At 46.3% G+C, this 17,952-nt stretch carries 14 protein-coding genes; 9 read left to right on the forward strand and 5 right to left on the reverse strand.

Annotated elements, in window-relative coordinates; translation table 11 throughout:
• Window positions 1-57: 57 nt before the first annotated feature.
• The 5 genes from hisI to ACYQ05_RS07400 all read right to left on the reverse strand — a co-directional run bounded on the left by hisI (window position 58) and on the right by ACYQ05_RS07400 (window position 3,597).
• Entirely contained in the window at window positions 58-513 is a 456-nt protein-coding gene (gene hisI / locus ACYQ05_RS07380; RefSeq protein WP_459819777.1) for a phosphoribosyl-AMP cyclohydrolase, read from the reverse strand.
• Between the two features lie 10 nt (window positions 514-523).
• The gene (locus ACYQ05_RS07385; protein ID WP_459819779.1) at window positions 524-1,645 is read right to left on the reverse strand and encodes a 3'-5' exonuclease; all 1,122 of its coding nucleotides are present in this window, start codon (window positions 1,643-1,645) and stop codon (window positions 524-526) included.
• A 175-nt stretch (window positions 1,646-1,820) separates the two neighbouring features.
• Entirely contained in the window at window positions 1,821-2,387 is a 567-nt protein-coding gene (locus tag ACYQ05_RS07390; protein ID WP_459819781.1) for a thioredoxin family protein, read from the reverse strand.
• A gap of 99 nt (window positions 2,388-2,486) precedes the next feature.
• Entirely contained in the window at window positions 2,487-3,098 is a 612-nt protein-coding gene (locus ACYQ05_RS07395) for a superoxide dismutase (RefSeq protein ID WP_459819782.1), read from the reverse strand.
• A 199-nt stretch (window positions 3,099-3,297) separates the two neighbouring features.
• A complete protein-coding gene (locus tag ACYQ05_RS07400; protein ID WP_459819784.1) occupies window positions 3,298-3,597 on the reverse strand; it encodes a YcgL domain-containing protein in 300 nt (99 codons plus the stop codon).
• Window positions 3,598-3,723: 126 nt separating this feature from the next.
• Between ACYQ05_RS07400 and ACYQ05_RS07405 the strand changes: the two genes are divergently transcribed.
• The 9 genes from ACYQ05_RS07405 to fba all read left to right on the forward strand — a co-directional run bounded on the left by ACYQ05_RS07405 (window position 3,724) and on the right by fba (window position 17,924).
• Window positions 3,724-4,731, forward strand: a complete 1,008-nt coding sequence (locus ACYQ05_RS07405) for an NAD(P)H-binding protein (protein WP_459819786.1) — start codon at window positions 3,724-3,726, stop codon at window positions 4,729-4,731.
• 13 nt (window positions 4,732-4,744) lie between these two features.
• Window positions 4,745-6,001, forward strand: a complete 1,257-nt coding sequence (locus ACYQ05_RS07410) for a multifunctional CCA addition/repair protein (RefSeq protein WP_459819788.1) — start codon at window positions 4,745-4,747, stop codon at window positions 5,999-6,001.
• Window positions 6,002-6,005: 4 nt separating this feature from the next.
• Window positions 6,006-7,346: an efflux RND transporter periplasmic adaptor subunit gene (locus tag ACYQ05_RS07415; RefSeq protein ID WP_459819790.1), complete on the forward strand. Its 1,341-nt coding sequence runs from the start codon at window positions 6,006-6,008 to the stop codon at window positions 7,344-7,346.
• Window positions 7,347-7,349: 3 nt separating this feature from the next.
• A complete protein-coding gene (locus ACYQ05_RS07420; RefSeq protein ID WP_459819792.1) occupies window positions 7,350-10,442 on the forward strand; it encodes an efflux RND transporter permease subunit in 3,093 nt (1,030 codons plus the stop codon).
• Between the two features lie 150 nt (window positions 10,443-10,592).
• Window positions 10,593-12,587: a transketolase gene (tkt, locus tag ACYQ05_RS07425; RefSeq protein ID WP_459819794.1), complete on the forward strand. Its 1,995-nt coding sequence runs from the start codon at window positions 10,593-10,595 to the stop codon at window positions 12,585-12,587.
• Between the two features lie 60 nt (window positions 12,588-12,647).
• A complete protein-coding gene (gap, locus tag ACYQ05_RS07430) occupies window positions 12,648-13,646 on the forward strand; it encodes a type I glyceraldehyde-3-phosphate dehydrogenase (protein ID WP_459819796.1) in 999 nt (332 codons plus the stop codon).
• A 118-nt stretch (window positions 13,647-13,764) separates the two neighbouring features.
• Window positions 13,765-14,958 (forward strand): phosphoglycerate kinase, encoded by a 1,194-nt coding sequence (locus ACYQ05_RS07435; RefSeq protein ID WP_459819798.1) that lies wholly within the window; start codon window positions 13,765-13,767, stop codon window positions 14,956-14,958.
• A gap of 350 nt (window positions 14,959-15,308) precedes the next feature.
• Window positions 15,309-16,748: a pyruvate kinase gene (pyk, locus tag ACYQ05_RS07440; RefSeq protein WP_459819800.1), complete on the forward strand. Its 1,440-nt coding sequence runs from the start codon at window positions 15,309-15,311 to the stop codon at window positions 16,746-16,748.
• A gap of 111 nt (window positions 16,749-16,859) precedes the next feature.
• Window positions 16,860-17,924 (forward strand): class II fructose-bisphosphate aldolase, encoded by a 1,065-nt coding sequence (fba, locus tag ACYQ05_RS07445; protein ID WP_459819802.1) that lies wholly within the window; start codon window positions 16,860-16,862, stop codon window positions 17,922-17,924.
• Window positions 17,925-17,952 lie beyond the last annotated feature (28 nt).

The raw sequence follows: 17,952 nt of genomic DNA on the forward strand, positions 1-17,952 counted from the left end.
TGCTAGAGCGAGATAAAGGTTTCTGAATCTAGGTCTGAAAAATAGGTAAACGTCAGGTTAAGTCGTCTTTTTGCCATAGAGTGTTTCAGGGTCGATCAATGGATCGGTTAATATTTCGGCTTGATCGTCTTTTACAGCGGTATAAAAGCAGCTTTGGCGCCCAGTATGGCAGGCGGGGCCGGTTTGGTCGACTAACAATAAGAGGGCATCGCCATCACAATCGATGCGTAACCCTTTTAGCTGTTGAATCTGACCGGAAGCTTCTCCTTTACGCCAATAGTTTTGGCGAGAGCGAGACCAGTAGCAGACGCGTCCAGTTTGTAAAGTCTCTTCGAGTGCTTGGAGGTTCATCCAGGCCATCATTAGGACCTCTTTACTGTCATACTGCTGGGCAATGGCAGGTATTAAGCCGTTGTCATCGAACTTCAGTTTATGCTTAAGCGCGTTCCAATCAAAAGCCTCTCCCTTTGAGGCTTTTTCTAAGTTTTTAAAAGTAGGCTGGTCGTTTGTCATATTCAGTCGCTTATGAAGATTTCTTTTTGCGTTTGGCTTGGGCGAAGGCGAGGGCAAAGGGGTTATTGCTAATGTCTTCTTTGACCGGTTCGGGCTTTTTAATGCTCACTTGGGATTTACGTCCTTTTTCCAGCATTGCCTTCATCAATTCTGCCGTTGCGCGCGCATCTGCCAGGGCATCATGAGCATCGCCGGGGAAAGGTTTGCCAAGGATTTTCTCATAGGCATCGGTCAATTTGGGCGTTTTGTAGAACCAGTACATTTTTTCACTCTGCCAACGCAGGGCGCCCACAAGGTCTTTAGCCGGTTCCGCCACATCTAACCAAGTGTTGTAATCCAGTTCAAAATCGAGAATTTTTTTATTGGCGCTCTTTTCTAAATAGGCAAAGTCACTTTCTGTGCTATAGGCTAAGACTACATCGGCGTCTTTTAAAATTTGGTGCACCTCCTCCCACGCTTGAGCCAGCATCGGTGCGTCTTTGACCATTTCAGTGGTGATGTTGTGCTTCTCATTTTCAGGGATGTCATAGCCTGGATTGATCAGTTGGTTGTAGACTTCATTGCCCTCAAGATCGCATATAGAGATCTGAATAATATCTGCAGAATCTTTTGTGGAGACATCGGTCGCTTCAATATCAATGCAGACCACTTTTTTGCCTTTGAGCTCTTGGTCTTTTTCTTTGAGTTTGAATAAGGCGTCGTTACGGCGTTCACGAATTAAATTGAGCACTTCGGATTTTGTGAACTCTTCGACTAAGCTGTGAACTTTTTCTTTGAGTTTTTTTACCGAGCGTTTCAGCGCAGCGCGAATTTTGTTTTCATCGGCTTTATCTCCATGACGTTTTTTGGCCTCTTCGACCGATTTGTCGATCATTTGCTCTACAGTGTGCGGTTCACCCTCTATCATGAGTTGGTTGAGGATGGTCTCCGTGATTTTTTGAGGATTAAAATCTAACTCTTCTAAAGGCGGAATTTTCAAAGTGGCCGTGGTGAGTGCTTTCTCGCCTTTTGCAGGAGAAGCAATGACCTGTATGCCTTTAATGTCGAGTCCATCCGATGCTGCGACAGCGACAAGGTATTCTTTAATGGGTTGGTTGCGTTTATCAATAAAAATTAGCTGGGCATTGCTCATGATGTTGGGTCTTCGAAAATTGAGAAAGTCCCTATTTTACCGAATCTTAAAGTAGAAAGGGGGTAAATTGTTCTAGGGTCTGTGCCACTACTGCATCTGCTGCGAATTTTGTTTCATTTCTTGCATCTGTTCTGCTGTTAGATGTTTTTTTATCTAACGAAAGTGTGTGGAAATATTAGGCCAGAGCAGTTTTCCATTTAATAGAGCAGCCGATGCTGGGAATTTGCTCTTGGGGGCCTTTACCGGTTTGGGCAATTTGTATCATCGCATTTAGTAGATCACGTTGGGTGCCTTCGGGCGCGGTCTCTTTACGTGAGGCATCGAAGCGGCCGCGATATTGGAGCTTTAACGCTTTGTTGTAGCCAAAAAAGTCAGGTGTGCAAACGGCGCCATAGGCTTTGGCAACAGCTTGGGTTTCATCTAAAACATAGGGGAAAGGATAGTCAAATTTTTCAGCCACCTTTTTCATATTGTCAAAATTGTCTTCTTCATATTCATTCGGGTCATTTGACATGATGGCAATGCTGTGCACCCCATATTCATCGCGAAGTTTTCGCGCATCTTCTACCAATCGGGTCTGTATCGCTTTGACATAAGGACAGTGATTGCAGATAAACATGACTAATAAGCCATTTTCACCTTTGGCTTTTTCAAGTGTCCACATTTGGCCGTCGACACCGGGTAATTCAAAATCAATCGCAGGAGCGTCGAAATCACAGATAGGTGTTATTAAGCTCACCATTTTTGTCTCCTTTTGCGTTCGTGCATAGGTTTGCAAAGGTTCAATATAAAAATCCCCAGCAGGGCTGGGGATAAAAGGTCATGATAAAAACCTTAAGCTTTAGGCTTTAGCGTTTTGATACAGTTCGTTGACTTTGTTCCAGTTAACGACATCCCACCACGCTTGCATATAATCAGGGCGGCGATTTTGATAGCGTAGGTAGTAGGCATGTTCCCATACATCCAATCCTAAAATAGGTGTCCCTTTTACTTCGGCGACATCCATCAATGGGTTGTCTTGGTTAGGTGTAGAGCAGACTTCAAGGTTGCCTTCATTATTAACAATCAACCAAGCCCAACCTGAACCAAAGCGTGTTGCTCCAGCAGTGTTGAATTGGTTTTTGAAATCTTCGAAAGAGCCAAAGGTCTGATTAATGTCATCTGCTAAAGCGCCTTCAGGGCGTCCCATGCTGTCAGGGGTCATAATTTCCCAGAAGAAAGAGTGGTTCCAGTGTCCGCCACCATTATTGCGCACGACTGCAGGCACTTCTCCAGCGGCTGCCAACAACTCTTCAATGCTTTTGTCTTCTAAAGGGGTATCTGCAATCGCATTATTCAGGTTATTGAGGTAAGTTTGGTGGTGTTTGGTGTAGTGAAGTTCCATAGTGCGAGCATCAATGGATACTTCCAAAGCGTCATAGTCATAAGGTAGAGGAGGTAGTGTAAAAGCCATAATGTATCCCTTTTGGTTAGTTAGAAGGCGTATTTATTTTATCAACAATAATGAATTTGTAAATAGTTGAGTAAGTTGTGTGGTTTTTAAAACATCAGCGACCAATTTAATCATGCTTACCTGCTTGATGAAAGGCAGTCGGCTCATTCCGTTATTGAACAACAGCGAGGGGTGGGCAAGTAAATAGGACTCGGCGACCTTATAAAATATTATCCAAGTGCTCCGGTGGCGGGGTAATGTCACTCCACTTCTCTTTTTCTGAAGGGGGCATTTGCATAAAATAGCCCTTTTTCTGGATGCTTTCATACACTTTGGCGGCCTCTTCGCGCCCCATTTTTCGATCGGGTGTGAGTTCAAAGTCAATGACGTGAATCGGTTCGCCAAACATCACCAATAGCTCATCAGATAGACTCTCAACGCCTTTGTCTGTGGGGACAAAAAGAAACAACTCTTCCGTTTTTTTGGTTTTATAGGCAGAAACTTGTATCGGTTCGCTCATCATACTGTCCTTATTTAGGTTTGACATCATTGTAACAAAATTGTCAGGTTTCAAGGGCTTTTGCACTTGACTAAAAGGTGGAAATCTTTAAGCTTAAGGAACTTGATCAATAGAAAGGAAAGGATTGTGATTTTAGGCAAACAAGTGGTGATGATTGGCGGCACAGGATTTGTAGGGCGTGCCATTCTCTATGCGCTTTCTAAAGCGGGCTATCATTGTAAAGTTTTAGTACGTCGACCAGAACGCTACCGTGATTTATTATTGTTTAAAAATACTCAGATTGGGCAATGCAGTCCATTAACGGATGCAATTTCGTTAGCGCGCCAATTAGCAGGGGCGGATATTGTTATTAATTTATCAGCTGACCTGTCAAGTGGCACAGAAGCGATTACATTGGAAGCGTTGGCGGCAGTGAATCGCAGCCTTCGTAAAGCGATTCAGCAAAGTGAGGTGAAAAGAGTACTCACCCTCTCTTATTTAGGCGCCGATGCAAGTCAGACGGAAGATGCTTGGCGACAAGCGCTTGGAGAGCTAGAGGCGATGATGCAAACTTTGGAAAATGCGCCATCCACGATTATGCGCGCCGGCTTGTTAATCGGGGAGCAGGATGGCGTCACCAGTCGCTATCAGCAACAATTGAAGCTGCTGCCATTCTTACCTGTGCCTCATGGCAAAACCCTAGTGCAGCCTTTGTGGATAAAAGATTTTGCGCGAGCATTTGTTAACCTAGTGCCTAATTTTGCTGCGGCCGGCAAACGGTTTGAAGCAGCGGGTGAGGAGCGCCTGACTTTGGTGGATTTGGCAAAAACTGTGGCAGAGTTGATGGGGAAAGAGGATGCCATGGTGTTCCCAATGTGTTCAATGAACGCTAAATTGATGGCGAAGATGGGACGTTTGGCCCCGATTCGTTCTAGCTCTGAAGCGCAACTGATGATGTTGAATCAAGATATGGTGACCGATCAAGATTTTCAGAGCCAATTTGGTTTTGAACCCGCCTGTTTAGAGCATGCGCTCTCTACCTATGTGGTGCCTAATCATTTGCGTGCGCGCTATAACTTTTTACGTCGTGAAGCGGGGAGAGATCCGCAAGAGTTGGCTATTTTGGATATTGAAAATCCGGTAGAAGTCCCTTAGTGAGTCTCTTTTAATGAGCAAAACATATTTGGTGGGAGGCGCGGTTCGTGATGCCTTGTTGGGAGCGCCTAATTACGACCGTGACTGGGTCGTGGTGGGCGCTACCCCAGAGCAGATGGTGGCGCAGGGGTTTGTCCAGGTGGGCAAAGATTTCCCAGTTTTTCTTCACCCTGACACCAAAGAAGAGTATGCCCTTGCGCGCACAGAGCGCAAGCAAGGGCAGGGCTATCATGGATTTGAAGTATTTGCTGATCCATCGGTCTCTTTGGAAGCGGATCTCTTACGACGAGATCTCACCATTAATGCCATGGCACAAGACCCAGAAACGGGCGCCATTATTGACCCTTATGGTGGGCAAAAAGATTTAGCCAAACGTCTGTTACGTCATGTTTCCCCCGCCTTTGCCGAAGACCCGCTTCGTGTCCTGCGGGTGGCACGCTTTGCGGCTAAGTTGGCGCCTTTTGGCTTTAAACTTGCGCCGGAGACGCAAGCGTTAATGCAGCAGATGGCCGATTCTGGAGAGTTGCAAGCCTTAACGCCGGAGCGCGTGTGGCAAGAGGTTGTCAAAGCTTTGAACACTGAACGGCCAGCAGTTTTTTTTGAAACCTTAAGAGAGATTGGCGCTTTAAAAATCCTGTTTCCAGAAATTGACTGTCTGTATTCTATTCCGCAGTCGCCTAAATCGCATCCGGAAGGGGATGCGGGCACTCATACAATGATGGTGTTGCAAGCAGCTGTCCCGCTTTCCAAAGAGATCTCGATACGTTTTGCCTGCTTGATGCACGATGTGGGCAAATGTGTGACGGATCCTACACACTGGCCCAGTCATCCGCAGCATGAACAGCTGGGCGTGCCCATTGTTGAGCGGTTGTGTCATCGTTATCGGGTTCCAAAAGCAGAAACGGCCTTTGCTAAATTGGTGACGCGCTGGCATGGTGAGATTCACCGGGGATTGGACTATGCGAAAGCAGGGGATGTAGACGCGATTTTGTGCGTTTTAGAGCAGACCCATGCTTTTAAGCACCCAGAATCTTTTCAGCAACTCCTAACTTGCTGTTATGCAGACCATCTAGGACGCAAAGGCTTTGAAAATAGCCCTTATCCACAAAAAACATTTTGGCAGCAAGCCTTGGCCGTATCAGAGTCTGTGGATATTCAGTCCATTCTGCAACAGGGCTTTCAGGGTAAAGCCATTGGCGAACAGGTGCATCAAGTGCGACGACAGAGATTACAAACGTATTTATCAGAGTTAAAAAGAATTAAAGGGTGACACTATGTTTAAGGGTTCCAAAATAAAATCTTATCTACTGGCTGGCGGTATTTTGCTGGCAGCGGTTGGTTTTTTTGCGTATTTAAAGGCCACCAAACCGCATCAGCCACCTGTAGCCGTTAAGGAGAAGGTGTGGCCAGTAGAGGTGCAACCTCTTCATTTAAAAACTTGGCATCCGGTAGCGCCTCTTTATGGAAAGGTGGAAGCCCCACAACTGGTGAAGGTGGTTGCGCCAATGAGCGGTGTGGTGGCGCAATTACCGGTGCGTGAAGGGCAGACTGTGGAAAAGGGGCAGCTGCTGGTGGCCTTAAGCAAGGCGGATCGAATGCTGCCAGTGCAGAAAGCGCAAGCACAACTGGCGCAAGCGAAGGCCGAATGGCAGATGCAGCAGCTGGCAACCGAAGCTAATCGGGCGCAGCTCGCGCAAGCGCAAGCGATTTTGCAATTGAAAAAGACAGCCGTTCATCGTACGCAACAGTTGATTAAAAAACATTTAGCCTCTCAATCCGCTTTAGACTTGGCCAAAGAAGCGGTGGTACGGCAACAGCAGGCGGTAACGCAAGCGCAGCTAGCCGTATCGCAGCAGCAGGCGAGATTGCAGCAGTTACACGCGCAAGTGCAGGCAGCTGAAGTCGCGCTGGCACAAGCCAAGCTCAATGCAGAGCGTGCTTATGTGGTCGCCCCGGCAAAGGTGCGTGTTGCGCAAGTACAAGTTGCACAAGGCGATCATGTTAATACAAATACCCCCTTACTCTCTTATTATGAGCCGCAGCAACTGGAAATTCGTTCTGAAATGCCGATGACGCTATTTGATCGTCTCTATTCACAATGGCAGGCGGGGATGCCAATGGTTGCGCAAACGCTTTCGGCAACAGGTCCAGTGGCGCTGAGTTTGGTTCGCTTTGCTGCGCAAGCGCAAACAGGTACCATAGAGGCCTTTTTTAAGCCCATGGTGGCGGATCGCGCTGAGCAATTCACCCAAAAGCCGGAAAAATTTTCAGAAAATGCCAAAATCCCCAGTCCTGCCCTACTACCAGGGGCTTTGTGGCACTTTGATTTAAGCTTGCCTGCAGAGCAAAATAGTTTTGCGGTGCCCTATACCGCACTGTATGGGATGGACCATGTCTATTTATTGGAAAATGGCCGTTTGAAAAAGTTAAAGGTGCAGCTGTTGGGCGATGTGCCTGTCTCTGTGGCAGGGCAGAGGCAAAAATGGGCCCTGCTTAAGCCGTTGCAGCTTGTAAAAGGGGCGGGGGTGCAGGTTATGGTCACCCATCTTCCGAATGCGATTGAAGGCTTGAAAGTCAAACCGGTTGACCAAGCTGTTTCAAAGACGGGAGCATAACCCATGGCAGAGCAATCGGTAAAAAAATTTCATTCACACGGCATTATTGGGTTGTTTGCACGTCATAAGGTGGCCTATAACCTTGTGATGCTCATTATGATTCTGGCTGGGGTTGTTGCCTTACTCAAACTCAATGTGCAGTTTTTCCCTAATTTTCAATTGGACTATGCGTCTGTGCGGGTGAGTTGGCCAGGGGCGAATGCAGAGGATGTGGAGCGATCGATTACGACGCCCATCGAGAGAGCCCTGAAGACGGTGGACAATGTGGATGAGATGACGTCAACCTCCTCTTTGGGGTCCTCTTTGGTGATGTTGAAGTTTAAGCCGGACACCGATATGGTCCAGGCGGTTGATCAGATTCGGCAGAAAGTGGCGGAGTTACGTAATTTGCCGAGTGACGCACTTAAGCCTGTCGTCGAACGGTTGACACGCTATGAGCCGGTGGCGAAACTGCTGGTCATTGCGGAAGATGGAGACTTAAAAACTCTACGGCATTGGGTGCGGCAATTTGAGCAGCAGCTGTTGGACCGTGGGGTTGATCGTATTCAGTTTAATGGATTGCCTAAACAGGAGATGGCGATCGAGATTCCAGAAGAGAATCTGCAAGCGTTTCAGCTTACGCCCGATAAAGTGAAAACGCAGGTTGCGCAAAACAGTGTGGATCTGCCATCTGGCACGGTAGGAGATGAGGACAGTGTGCGGGATTTGCGCGCCGTGACCCAAGGGCGCAGCGCGTTAGATTTTGCCAAAATGCCGGTGGTGCAGAACGATAAACTGTCTCTTCCTTTAGAGGAGATTGGTGATGCGCAATTACGGTCGGTTAAAAATGCACCGATTATACAGGTGGAGGGTCATCCAGCGATTGAAATGCAGCTGCAACGTGCGGAAAATGGTGATACGCTTAAAGCGTCGCAAATTATGGATGCGTGGCTGAAGGATGTGCGCCCAACGCTTCCCCCTTCAATTAAGTTGAAGGTGTATGATGAAACCTGGTCTTTGGTCAAACAGCGGATTATGCTGTTGGTCAACAATGGTGTCGGCGGTTTGCTGCTGGTGGTGTTGATTCTCTATATTTTCCTTAATGGCCGAGTGGCGTTTTGGGTCGCCGTAGGGATTCCGGTCTCATTTATGATGACTTTAATGATTCTCTACTTGGCTGGCGGTAGCATTAATATGGTCAGCATGTTTGGGTTGATTATGGCGCTGGGGATTATTGTAGATGATGCCATTGTTGTCGGTGAGGATGCGCTGGCGCATCATGAGATGGGCGAGCCTCCTTTGCAGGCGGCAGAAGGGGGAGCGCATCGTATGTTAGCCCCCGTCACGGCTTCATCCTTAACCACGGTGGCCGCTTTTTTTCCGCTGATGATGATTGGTGGGGAGATGGGGAATATTCTTTTTGCCATTCCGCTGGTGGTGATTGCGGTGATTTTTGCGTCATTGCTAGAGAGTTTTCTCGTGTTGCCTGGGCATTTAAAAGGGGCGCTGGCCCGAGTGACGCCTCCGAAACCGACGAGTTTTCGCGCCAAATTAGAGGCCGCTATTGACCGTTTCCGTTTTGGTTATTTCCGTCAAGTGGTGCGCTGGAGCCTGCAAAATCGAGCTGTGGTGCTGGCGACCACTTTGGGGTTGATGATTTTTTCGATTGGTTTATTAGCAGGCGGGCGTTTGGCGTTTGTCTTTTTCCCTTCCCCTGAATCCACCAAAGTGAGTGCCTATATTCAATTTGTTTCTGGGACGCCAGCAGAAAAAGTCGAGCAGTTTACCCAGACAGTTTATCAAGCGCTGCGTAAAACTGAGCAAGAGCTGGAACCCGGGATGGTTAAGGTGGCCGTGGTTCAATTTCATAAAGGCGCTGAAGCAACCGGCGCAGTGCATGGAGGGGTAAAGGTGGAACTGGTCGAGCCGGATCACCGCAAGACGCGTAATGCCGCTTTTATTCAGCGTTGGTATCAAAATATTCCATCAGCGGCAGGCTTGGAAAGCTTAACCATTGTCGAGAGTAAAGCGGGGCCTCCAGGGAGTGATATTGATGTTCAATTGACAGGGGCGGCGCCCCAACAGCTCAAGCAAGCCGCCATTGATTTGCAGCAAGTGTTACAGGATATCCCTGGTGTGAGCAGTATCCATGATGATCTGCCTTATGGGCGCGATCAACTTATTTATCATCTTACGCCGGCGGGCCGTTCTTTAGGTTTTACCTATCAAAGTTTGGGTCAGCAACTGGCGCAGCGTTTTAGCAGTGGTTTAATACAGATTTATACCGAAGGGGAAGATGAAATAGAGGTGCGCGTCAGTCTGCCACAGAGTGAACAAGCGCACTTAGCTAATTTGCAAAAAGTACGGGTCACCGCGCCTAATGGTCAGCAAGTGCCTTTGGCGAGCATTGTCACTTGGCAAACCCAGCGCGGTTTTGATGTGGTGCGCCATTATAATGGCCACTTGTCAGTGACGGTCAATGCAGATGTGGATCGCAACGTGAATAATGCGCAGCGTATTTTGCAAACGCTTGCGCAAACCACCTTGCCTCAGTTGGCAGAAAAATACGGTATAAAATACAGCTTTGAAGGCACCTCAAAACGCCAAAAAGAGACCTTTCACGATATGTTGATTGGACTGGTTGTGGGCTTGTCACTGATCTATATTGTCTTGGCTTGGGTGTTTGCCTCTTATGGCTGGCCGTTGATTGTGATGGCGGCGATACCGTTTGGTTTGATTGGTGCGATTATGGGGCATTGGTGGATGGGACTCGACTTAACCCTCTTGTCGTTGTTTGGCTTTTTTGGCTTATCGGGAATTGTGGTGAATGACTCGATTATTTTGGTCAGCTTTTATAAACGGTTACGAGAAGAGGGGATGGGTGTAATGGAAGCTTTGGAAGAAGCGTCTGTACAAAGGGTGCGAGCGGTGCTACTCACCTCCTTAACCACCATTGCAGGTTTAACACCCTTGCTGTTTGAAACCTCTTTGCAAGCTCAGTTCCTAATTCCAATGGCCGCTGCCATCGCCTTTGGACTGATGTTTTCCACTTTATTGATCCTGCTGGTGATCCCAGTGTTGTTGTCATTTTATGAACGAGCGAAAGCAGCTTTTTGATAAGAAAACTTGATGAATGAGCAAAATTAAGGGAAAATGGAATAACCATAATGTTATTGAACGCTTTTCTTTGAATGCGTCGTTTTGCACGATTGTGTTTGAAGAAAGGAGTCAGTACGCCGAATTTTTATTAAATTGAGGAAGTAATCAATGCCTACTCGTAGAGAACTCGCGAATGCTATTCGTGCTTTAAGTATGGATGCAGTACAAAAGGCCAAATCAGGTCATCCAGGCGCCCCCATGGGGATGGCGGATATAGCTGAAGTCTTGTGGAATGACCACATGAAATATAATCCGACCAATCCAAATTGGGTAGATCGTGACCGTTTTGTGTTGTCTAATGGTCATGGTTCTATGTTGCTTTATTCGTTATTGCATCTGACAGGCTTTGACGTGAGCATGGAGGATCTTAAGAGCTTCCGTCAGTTACATTCAAAATGTGCGGGTCACCCTGAATATGGCTATGCACCCGGAATTGAAACGACAACCGGGCCTCTAGGTCAAGGGATTGCCAATGCAGTAGGGATGGCGATCGCCGAGCGAGTTTTAGCGGCAACCTTTAATAAGCCTGGTCACAATATTGTTGACCATCATACTTATGTTTTCATGGGTGATGGCTGTTTGATGGAAGGGATCTCTCATGAAGCCGGTGCGGTTGCCGGTGTGATGGGTCTGGGTAAACTGATCGCCTTCTGGGATGATAACAATATCTCTATTGATGGTCATATTGATGACTGGATGGAGCAAGATCCTGCAGGTCGTTTTGAATCCTATGGTTGGCATGTCATTCGCAATGTTGATGGTCATAATGCTGAAGCAGTTGATGCGGCGATTAAAGAGGCGAAATCGGTTGTGGATAAACCCACCCTGATTTGTACTAAAACGACCATCGGTTTTGGTTCACCTAATCTATGTGGTACCCATGATTGTCACGGTGCCCCTTTAGGGGAAGAGGAAATTGCTGCGACGCGTGAGAACTTAGGTTGGAAGTATGCGCCTTTTGAAATTCCAGAAGAGATTTATAAAGGCTGGGATCATCGTGAAGCAGGCAAAGCGGCTGAAGATGAGTGGAATGCTCGCTTTGAAGCTTACAAGGCTGAATATCCTGAGTTGGCGGCAGAATTTGAGCGTCGTATGGCAGGTGAATTGCCAGCGAACTTTGAAGCAGAGTTTGATAAGTTTATTGCAAAAACTCAAGAAGAGATGCCAGCCATCGCTTCACGTAAGGCGTCTCAAAATGCGATTGAAGCCTTGGGACCATTGCTTCCTGAGCTATTTGGTGGATCAGCGGATTTGACCGGTTCCAACCTAACAAACTGGTCTGGTTCGGTTAAAGTGACCAAGTCTCACCCAGATGGTAACTACATTTCATGGGGTGTGCGTGAGTTTGGTATGGCGCATATGATGAATGGGATGGTGCTGCATGGCGGCTTTAAAGTCTATGGCGGGACTTTCCTCATGTTTATGGAATATATGCGTAACGCCTTGCGTATGTCAGCATTGATGAAAATTGGCACCATCTATGTATACACCCATGACTCCATTGGTTTGGGTGAAGATGGTCCAACGCATCAACCTGTTGAACAGATTGCGACCATGCGTCTGATTCCAAACTTCCAAACTTGGCGTGGTTGTGATGCCACCGAGTCTGCAGTCTCTTGGAAAATTGCCATCTTGCGTGATAAGGCGCCAACTGCATTGGTCTTCTCTCGCCAAGGCTTGAAACCAATGGAAAGAACGCCTGAGCAGGTCAAGTTGATTGAGAAAGGGGGCTATGTCTTGCGTGACTGTGAAGGTACGCCTGAGTTGATTATGATTGCCACCGGTTCAGAAGTGGGCTTGGCTTCAGATGCATTTGATGTGTTGACAGAAAAAGGACATAAAGTGCGTTTGGTCTCCATGCCATCTACAGATATGTTTGATGACCAAGATCAAGCCTATAAAGATGCGGTCTTGATTCCAGGTGTGAAACGTCTTGCGATTGAAGCGGGTGTGACTGACTTCTGGCGTAAGTATGTTGGCTTGGAAGGCGATGTGGTCGGCATCGATACCTTTGGTGAGTCAGCGCCTGGTGATGTTCTCTTTAAAGAGTTTGGTTTCACCGTGGACAATGTGGTCGCCCACGCTGAGAAACTTTTAGGCTAAAAACAGTTTTATTATTAACGGAGCGTCTGTTTTCAGGCGCTCAATGATTAGGAGTAAATAATGACTATTAGAGTTGGTATTAATGGATTCGGTCGTATTGGCCGTATGGCTTTCCGCGCAGCAGCGAAAGAGTTTTCTAACCTTGAAATTGTTGCCATCAATGACTTGTTGGATCCAGAGTATTTAGCCTATATGCTGAAATATGATTCAGTTCATGGCCGTTTCGATGGTGATGTCTCTGTTGAAAATGGTAACTTGGTGGTGAATGGCAAAACCATTCGCATCACTGCAGAGCGTAACCCAGCTGACTTAAAATGGGGTGAAGTGGATGTGGATGTCGTCCTTGAGTGTACCGGTTTCTTCTTGACTGAAGAGAGTTGCCAAGCGCACTTGGATGCAGGTGCGAAGAAAGTTGTACAATCTGCACCTTCTAAAGACCACACACCAATGTTTGTTTATGGTGTGAACCATGAAACTTATGCTGGTCAAAAAATCGTTTCTGCCGCTTCATGTACAACAAATGGTCTAGCCCCTGTTGCGAAAGTGTTGAACGATAACTTTGGTATTAAGCGCGGCTTGATGACAACCGTTCATGCGGCAACAGCGACTCAAAAAACCGTTGACGGTCCTTCTATGAAAGACTGGCGTGGTGGTCGCGGGATTCTAGAAAATATCATCCCATCTTCTACGGGTGCTGCAAAAGCGGTCGGTAAAGTATTGCCTGACTTAAATGGTAAGTTGACAGGGATGGCTTTCCGTGTCCCAACTTCTGATGTTTCAGTGGTTGATCTGACTGTTGAGTTGGAAAAAGAAACCACTTATGAGGATATCTGTGCAGCGATGAAAGCCGCTTCTGAAGGCGAATTGGCAGGTGTACTGGGTTATACTGAAGAACCGAATGTTTCTACAGATTTCCGTGGTGATTCACATCCATCGATTTTTGATGCAAAAGCGGGTATCGCCTTAGATCCAACTTTCGTCAAAATTGTTGCTTGGTATGACAATGAGTATGGTTATACCTGCAATATGATGCGTCTTGTAGAGCATGTAGGACAATAGTCTTTCATTGTAAGCCTCATGTGGTTCGCCACATGAGGTTTTTTCTATTGACTATTTATGAATGTATTGTGAACAGTATGTTCATAAATAGAATTTTATTAACTTAAGAGGTACTCTGATGTCTATCCTAAAAATGGAAACTTTAGCTAAAGAAGGTCAATTAGCCGGCAAACGCGTGCTGATCCGTGAAGATTTAAATGTGCCGATTAAAGACGGTAAAGTCGCTTCTGATGCCCGTATTCGTGCTTCGATGAATACCATTAAAATGGCAAAAGATGCGGGCGCAAAAGTGATGTTGATGTCTCATTTAGGACGCCCGACGGAAGGTGAATATGATGAGCAGTTCTCTTTGGCGCCGGTTGCAGCAGACTTGTCAGAAAAACTCGGTGAAGAAGTCCGTTTAATCAAAGACTATCTGGATGGCAACTTTGAAGTTGCTGAAGGCGAAGTGGTGCTTTTAGAAAATGTTCGCTTTAATGTCGGTGAGAAAAAAGACGATGAAGCTTTGGCCAAAAAATATGCGGCTTTGTGTGATGTCTATGTGATGGATGCATTTGGAACAGCGCACCGTGCACAAGCTTCAACGCATGGCGTTGGCCTATTTGCCCCGATTGCCTGTGCAGGTCCACTTTTGGCTGCAGAGTTAGAAGCATTGGGTAAAGCACTGGATAATCCTGCACGCCCCATGGTTGCGATTGTAGGGGGTTCTAAAGTTTCAACGAAATTGACCGTGTTAGAAGCGCTTTCTGAAAAAGTCGATCAGTTGGTCGTAGGGGGTGGTATTGCCAATACCTTTATTGCTGCTGCTGGTTACAATGTGGGTAAATCTTTGTATGAAGAAGATTTAATCCCGACTTGTAAAAAATTGAATGAGATCATGGAAGCGCGTGGCGCAGCAATTCCTTTAGCGAAAGATGTCGTGACAGGTAAAGAGTTTTCACCTGAAGCCAAAGCGGAAATCAAACCGGTAGATCAAGTCGCTGATGATGATATGATTTTTGATATTGGGCCTGAGTCTGCAGCAGAGCTCGCCGAAATCATTAAAAAAGCGGGCACTGTCGTGTGGAATGGTCCGGTGGGTGTGTTTGAATTTGATCAATTTGGTGAAGGTACCAAAGCGATCTCAATGGCCATTGCCGAGTCTCCCGCATTCTCAATTGCGGGGGGCGGAGATACCTTAGCAGCGATTGATAAGTATGGTATTGAAGATAAAGTTTCTTATATCTCTACAGGTGGGGGCGCTTTCCTTGAGTTCTTGGAAGGCAAAAAACTGCCTGCAGTGGAGATGTTGGAAAAACGCGCAGCTGAATAAAATCTGATTGAAGCTTTAATGGAGGCTGTCATTAAAGCTTCATTAATGGCTTGATTGTGCAGGGTAAAATGCCTGCGCAATCAGCTAATAATATTGAGAGACCTTTGCACGAGATGGATCTACGGCTAAAAATGGCTAAAATTTCCCAAATCGTTGTTGGAAAACTTGGCAATAGCTGGCTATTACCTGCGTTTCCCGCCTAGATATGGAAAATTTTTTCTCATTTTTAGCTCGCATCCCACTCATGCAAAGGTCTCATTGAAAGTAAGAGGATGTCTCGGTAAATCAATTAAGTTGCTTTACCGAGTCATCTTTCTTTCAAAAATGAATGGAAAAGGTAACACAGATTTATGAAAACCATGAGAAGAACCAAAATTGTCGCCACCCTAGGGCCGGCGACAGACCGTGAAGGTGAAATTGATAAAATGATTCAGGCTGGCCTGGATGTGGTGCGCATCAATATGTCGCATGGCGATCCAGAAGAGCATCTTAATCGAGCCAAACAAGTCCGCGAAGCGGCAAAGAAATATGATCGTGAAATTGGTATTTTGGTCGATTTACAGGGGCCAAAAATTCGAATTGGTCGCTTTGCTGAAGGCGTTGTTGATTTACATCCAGGTGATAAATTTGCACTGGATGTGAATGTACCGATTAATGAAGGGAATAATAAAGAAGTCGGGATCACTTACGAAAAGCTTCCAGAAGATGTGAAACCGGGCGATCGTCTATTATTGGATGACGGGCGTCTAGTGTTAGAGGTGACAGAAGTTCATGGACAGCGTATAGAGACCGTAGTGGTGGTCGGTGGCAAGCTTTCCAATAATAAAGGGATTAATTTATTAGGGGGTGGGCTTTCCGCAGATGCCCTAACTGAAAAGGATAAGCAGGATATCTTTACGGCAGCCAAAATCGGCGCTGATTATCTAGCGCTCTCTTTTCCGCGTTCAGCAGACGACGTCGAGTTGTGTCGTAGTTTGGCTATAGAGGCAGGTTTAGAAGCTTCGATTGTGTCAAAAATTGAACGTGCGGAAGCGGTCAATGATGATTTGACGCTTGATGGCATTATTTTAGCCTCTGATGTCATTATGATTGCGCGTGGAGACTTGGGTGTGGAAGTCGGAGATGCCCGTCTGCCCGCTTTACAGAAAAAAATGATTAAACGCGCGCGTCAATTAAACCGCGTGACCATTACAGCCACACAAATGATGGAGAGCATGATTGAAAATGCGATTCCAACCCGTGCTGAAGTATTTGACGTGGCGAATGCGGTGATTGATGGGACCGATGCGGTGATGCTTTCCGGAGAAACGGCTGTTGGCCACTCACCGAGTCGTGTGATTGAAACGATGTCGAATATCGCTTTAGAGGCGGAAAAAGCGCGTGAAGTGCGCGAATCTACGCATCGGATGGATGAGCGCTTTAATGCGGTTGATGAAACCATTGCTATGGCGGCTATGTATGCTGCCAATCACTTTGATGTCAAATGTATCGCCTCCTTAACTGAATCCGGTAATACACCGCTATTAATGTCGCGTATCAGTTCAGGGATTCCGATTTTTGCTTTAACGCCCCATTTGGAAACCCGTCGTAAAGTCACACTTTACCGGGGTGTTTATCCCAATACCTTTGATTATAGTGGTCTGACGGATGAAGAGATTGAGTTTGAAGTGCTAGAGGGCTTGAAGAAGTTGGGCATGGTAGAATCTGATGACTTGGTCATTTTGACCCGTGGCCAAGCCCGTGGTGTGATGGGTGGAACCAATCGAATGGAAATTGTGAAGGTCCCTTGAGAGGGTAAATGACATTTCATCTCAGAGGTGAAACTGATACAATGGCAAAATAAATTTTTTGCTTAATTGTATAAAAATTAAATTTTTAACTAACCTATAGGAGTCACGCACATGGCGATGATTACACTTCGTGAACTAATGGATTACGCGGCAGAGCATAGCTTTGGGATGCCAGCGTTTAATGTAAACAATATGGAGCAAGTTAAGGCGATTATGGAAGCCGCCGATCAGGTGAACTCTCCTGTTATCCTTCAAGGGTCTGCTGGTGCGCGTAAATATGCGGGTGAACCTATGTTGCGTCACTTGATTGCAGCAGCGGTTGAAATGTATCCTCATATTCCAATTGTTATGCACCAAGATCACGGTTCAGATTTAGGCGTCTGTGCGCGTGCGATTCAATCTGGCTTCACTTCTGTGATGATGGATGGTTCTTTAATGTCAGATATGAAAACGCCTTCAACTTTTGAATACAATGTTGATGTGACTCGTAAAGTGGTTGAAGTTGCGCATTCAACCGGTGTTTCTGTAGAGGGTGAGCTAGGTTGTTTAGGTTCTCTTGAAACCGGTAAAATGGGTGAAGAAGATGGGCACGGTTCTGACGAAGAGCTTGATCACTCTATGTTATTGACAGATCCTGAAGAAGCCGCTGAATTTGTAAAATTGACCAATGTGGATGCACTCGCTGTAGCAGTAGGGACTTCTCACGGTGCTTACAAATTTACTTCTAAGCCAAGTGATGATGTGCTTAAGATCGACCAAATTCGTAAAATCCATGAGCGTATCCCAACCACTCACCTAGTAATGCATGGTTCATCTTCTGTACCAGAAGAGTGGTTAAAAATCATCAACGACTATGGTGGTGACATGGGTCAAACTTATGGTGTGCCTGTGGATGCGATTGTTGAAGGCATAAAACATGGTGTACGTAAAGTCAATATCGATACTGACTTGCGTATGGCTTCAACTGGTGCAATTCGTAAGCACTTGCATGATAATCCTTCAAACTTCGACCCTCGTAAGTTCCTTACGGCTGCTAAAGAAGCGATGAAAGGTATCTGTATTGCGCGTTTTGAAGCCTTTGGTTCAGCAGGTCATGCAGACAAGATTAAGTCTCTTGGTCTTGAAAAAATGTACCAACGTTATGAAAGTGGTGAATTAGATCAGCGTGTAATCTAAAATTTAATTCAACGCTGAAAGTTTAAAA

The organism is Galenea microaerophila (assembly GCF_054657255.1).

Coding starts and splice junctions, on each gene's coding strand:
- gap (WP_459819796.1), top strand. CDS start 12,648: ATGACTATTAGAGTTGGTATTAATGGATTCGGTCGTATTGGCCGTATG.
- ACYQ05_RS07395 (WP_459819782.1), bottom strand. CDS start 3,098: ATGGCTTTTACACTACCTCCTCTACCTTATGACTATGACGCTTTGGAA.
- ACYQ05_RS07385 (WP_459819779.1), bottom strand. CDS start 1,645: ATGAGCAATGCCCAGCTAATTTTTATTGATAAACGCAACCAACCCATT.
- ACYQ05_RS07415 (WP_459819790.1), top strand. CDS start 6,006: ATGTTTAAGGGTTCCAAAATAAAATCTTATCTACTGGCTGGCGGTATT.
- ACYQ05_RS07400 (WP_459819784.1), bottom strand. CDS start 3,597: ATGAGCGAACCGATACAAGTTTCTGCCTATAAAACCAAAAAAACGGAA.
- hisI (WP_459819777.1), bottom strand. CDS start 513: ATGACAAACGACCAGCCTACTTTTAAAAACTTAGAAAAAGCCTCAAAG.
- ACYQ05_RS07420 (WP_459819792.1), top strand. CDS start 7,350: ATGGCAGAGCAATCGGTAAAAAAATTTCATTCACACGGCATTATTGGG.
- ACYQ05_RS07435 (WP_459819798.1), top strand. CDS start 13,765: ATGTCTATCCTAAAAATGGAAACTTTAGCTAAAGAAGGTCAATTAGCC.
- pyk (WP_459819800.1), top strand. CDS start 15,309: ATGAAAACCATGAGAAGAACCAAAATTGTCGCCACCCTAGGGCCGGCG.
- ACYQ05_RS07410 (WP_459819788.1), top strand. CDS start 4,745: ATGAGCAAAACATATTTGGTGGGAGGCGCGGTTCGTGATGCCTTGTTG.
- fba (WP_459819802.1), top strand. CDS start 16,860: ATGGCGATGATTACACTTCGTGAACTAATGGATTACGCGGCAGAGCAT.
- tkt (WP_459819794.1), top strand. CDS start 10,593: ATGCCTACTCGTAGAGAACTCGCGAATGCTATTCGTGCTTTAAGTATG.
- ACYQ05_RS07390 (WP_459819781.1), bottom strand. CDS start 2,387: ATGGTGAGCTTAATAACACCTATCTGTGATTTCGACGCTCCTGCGATT.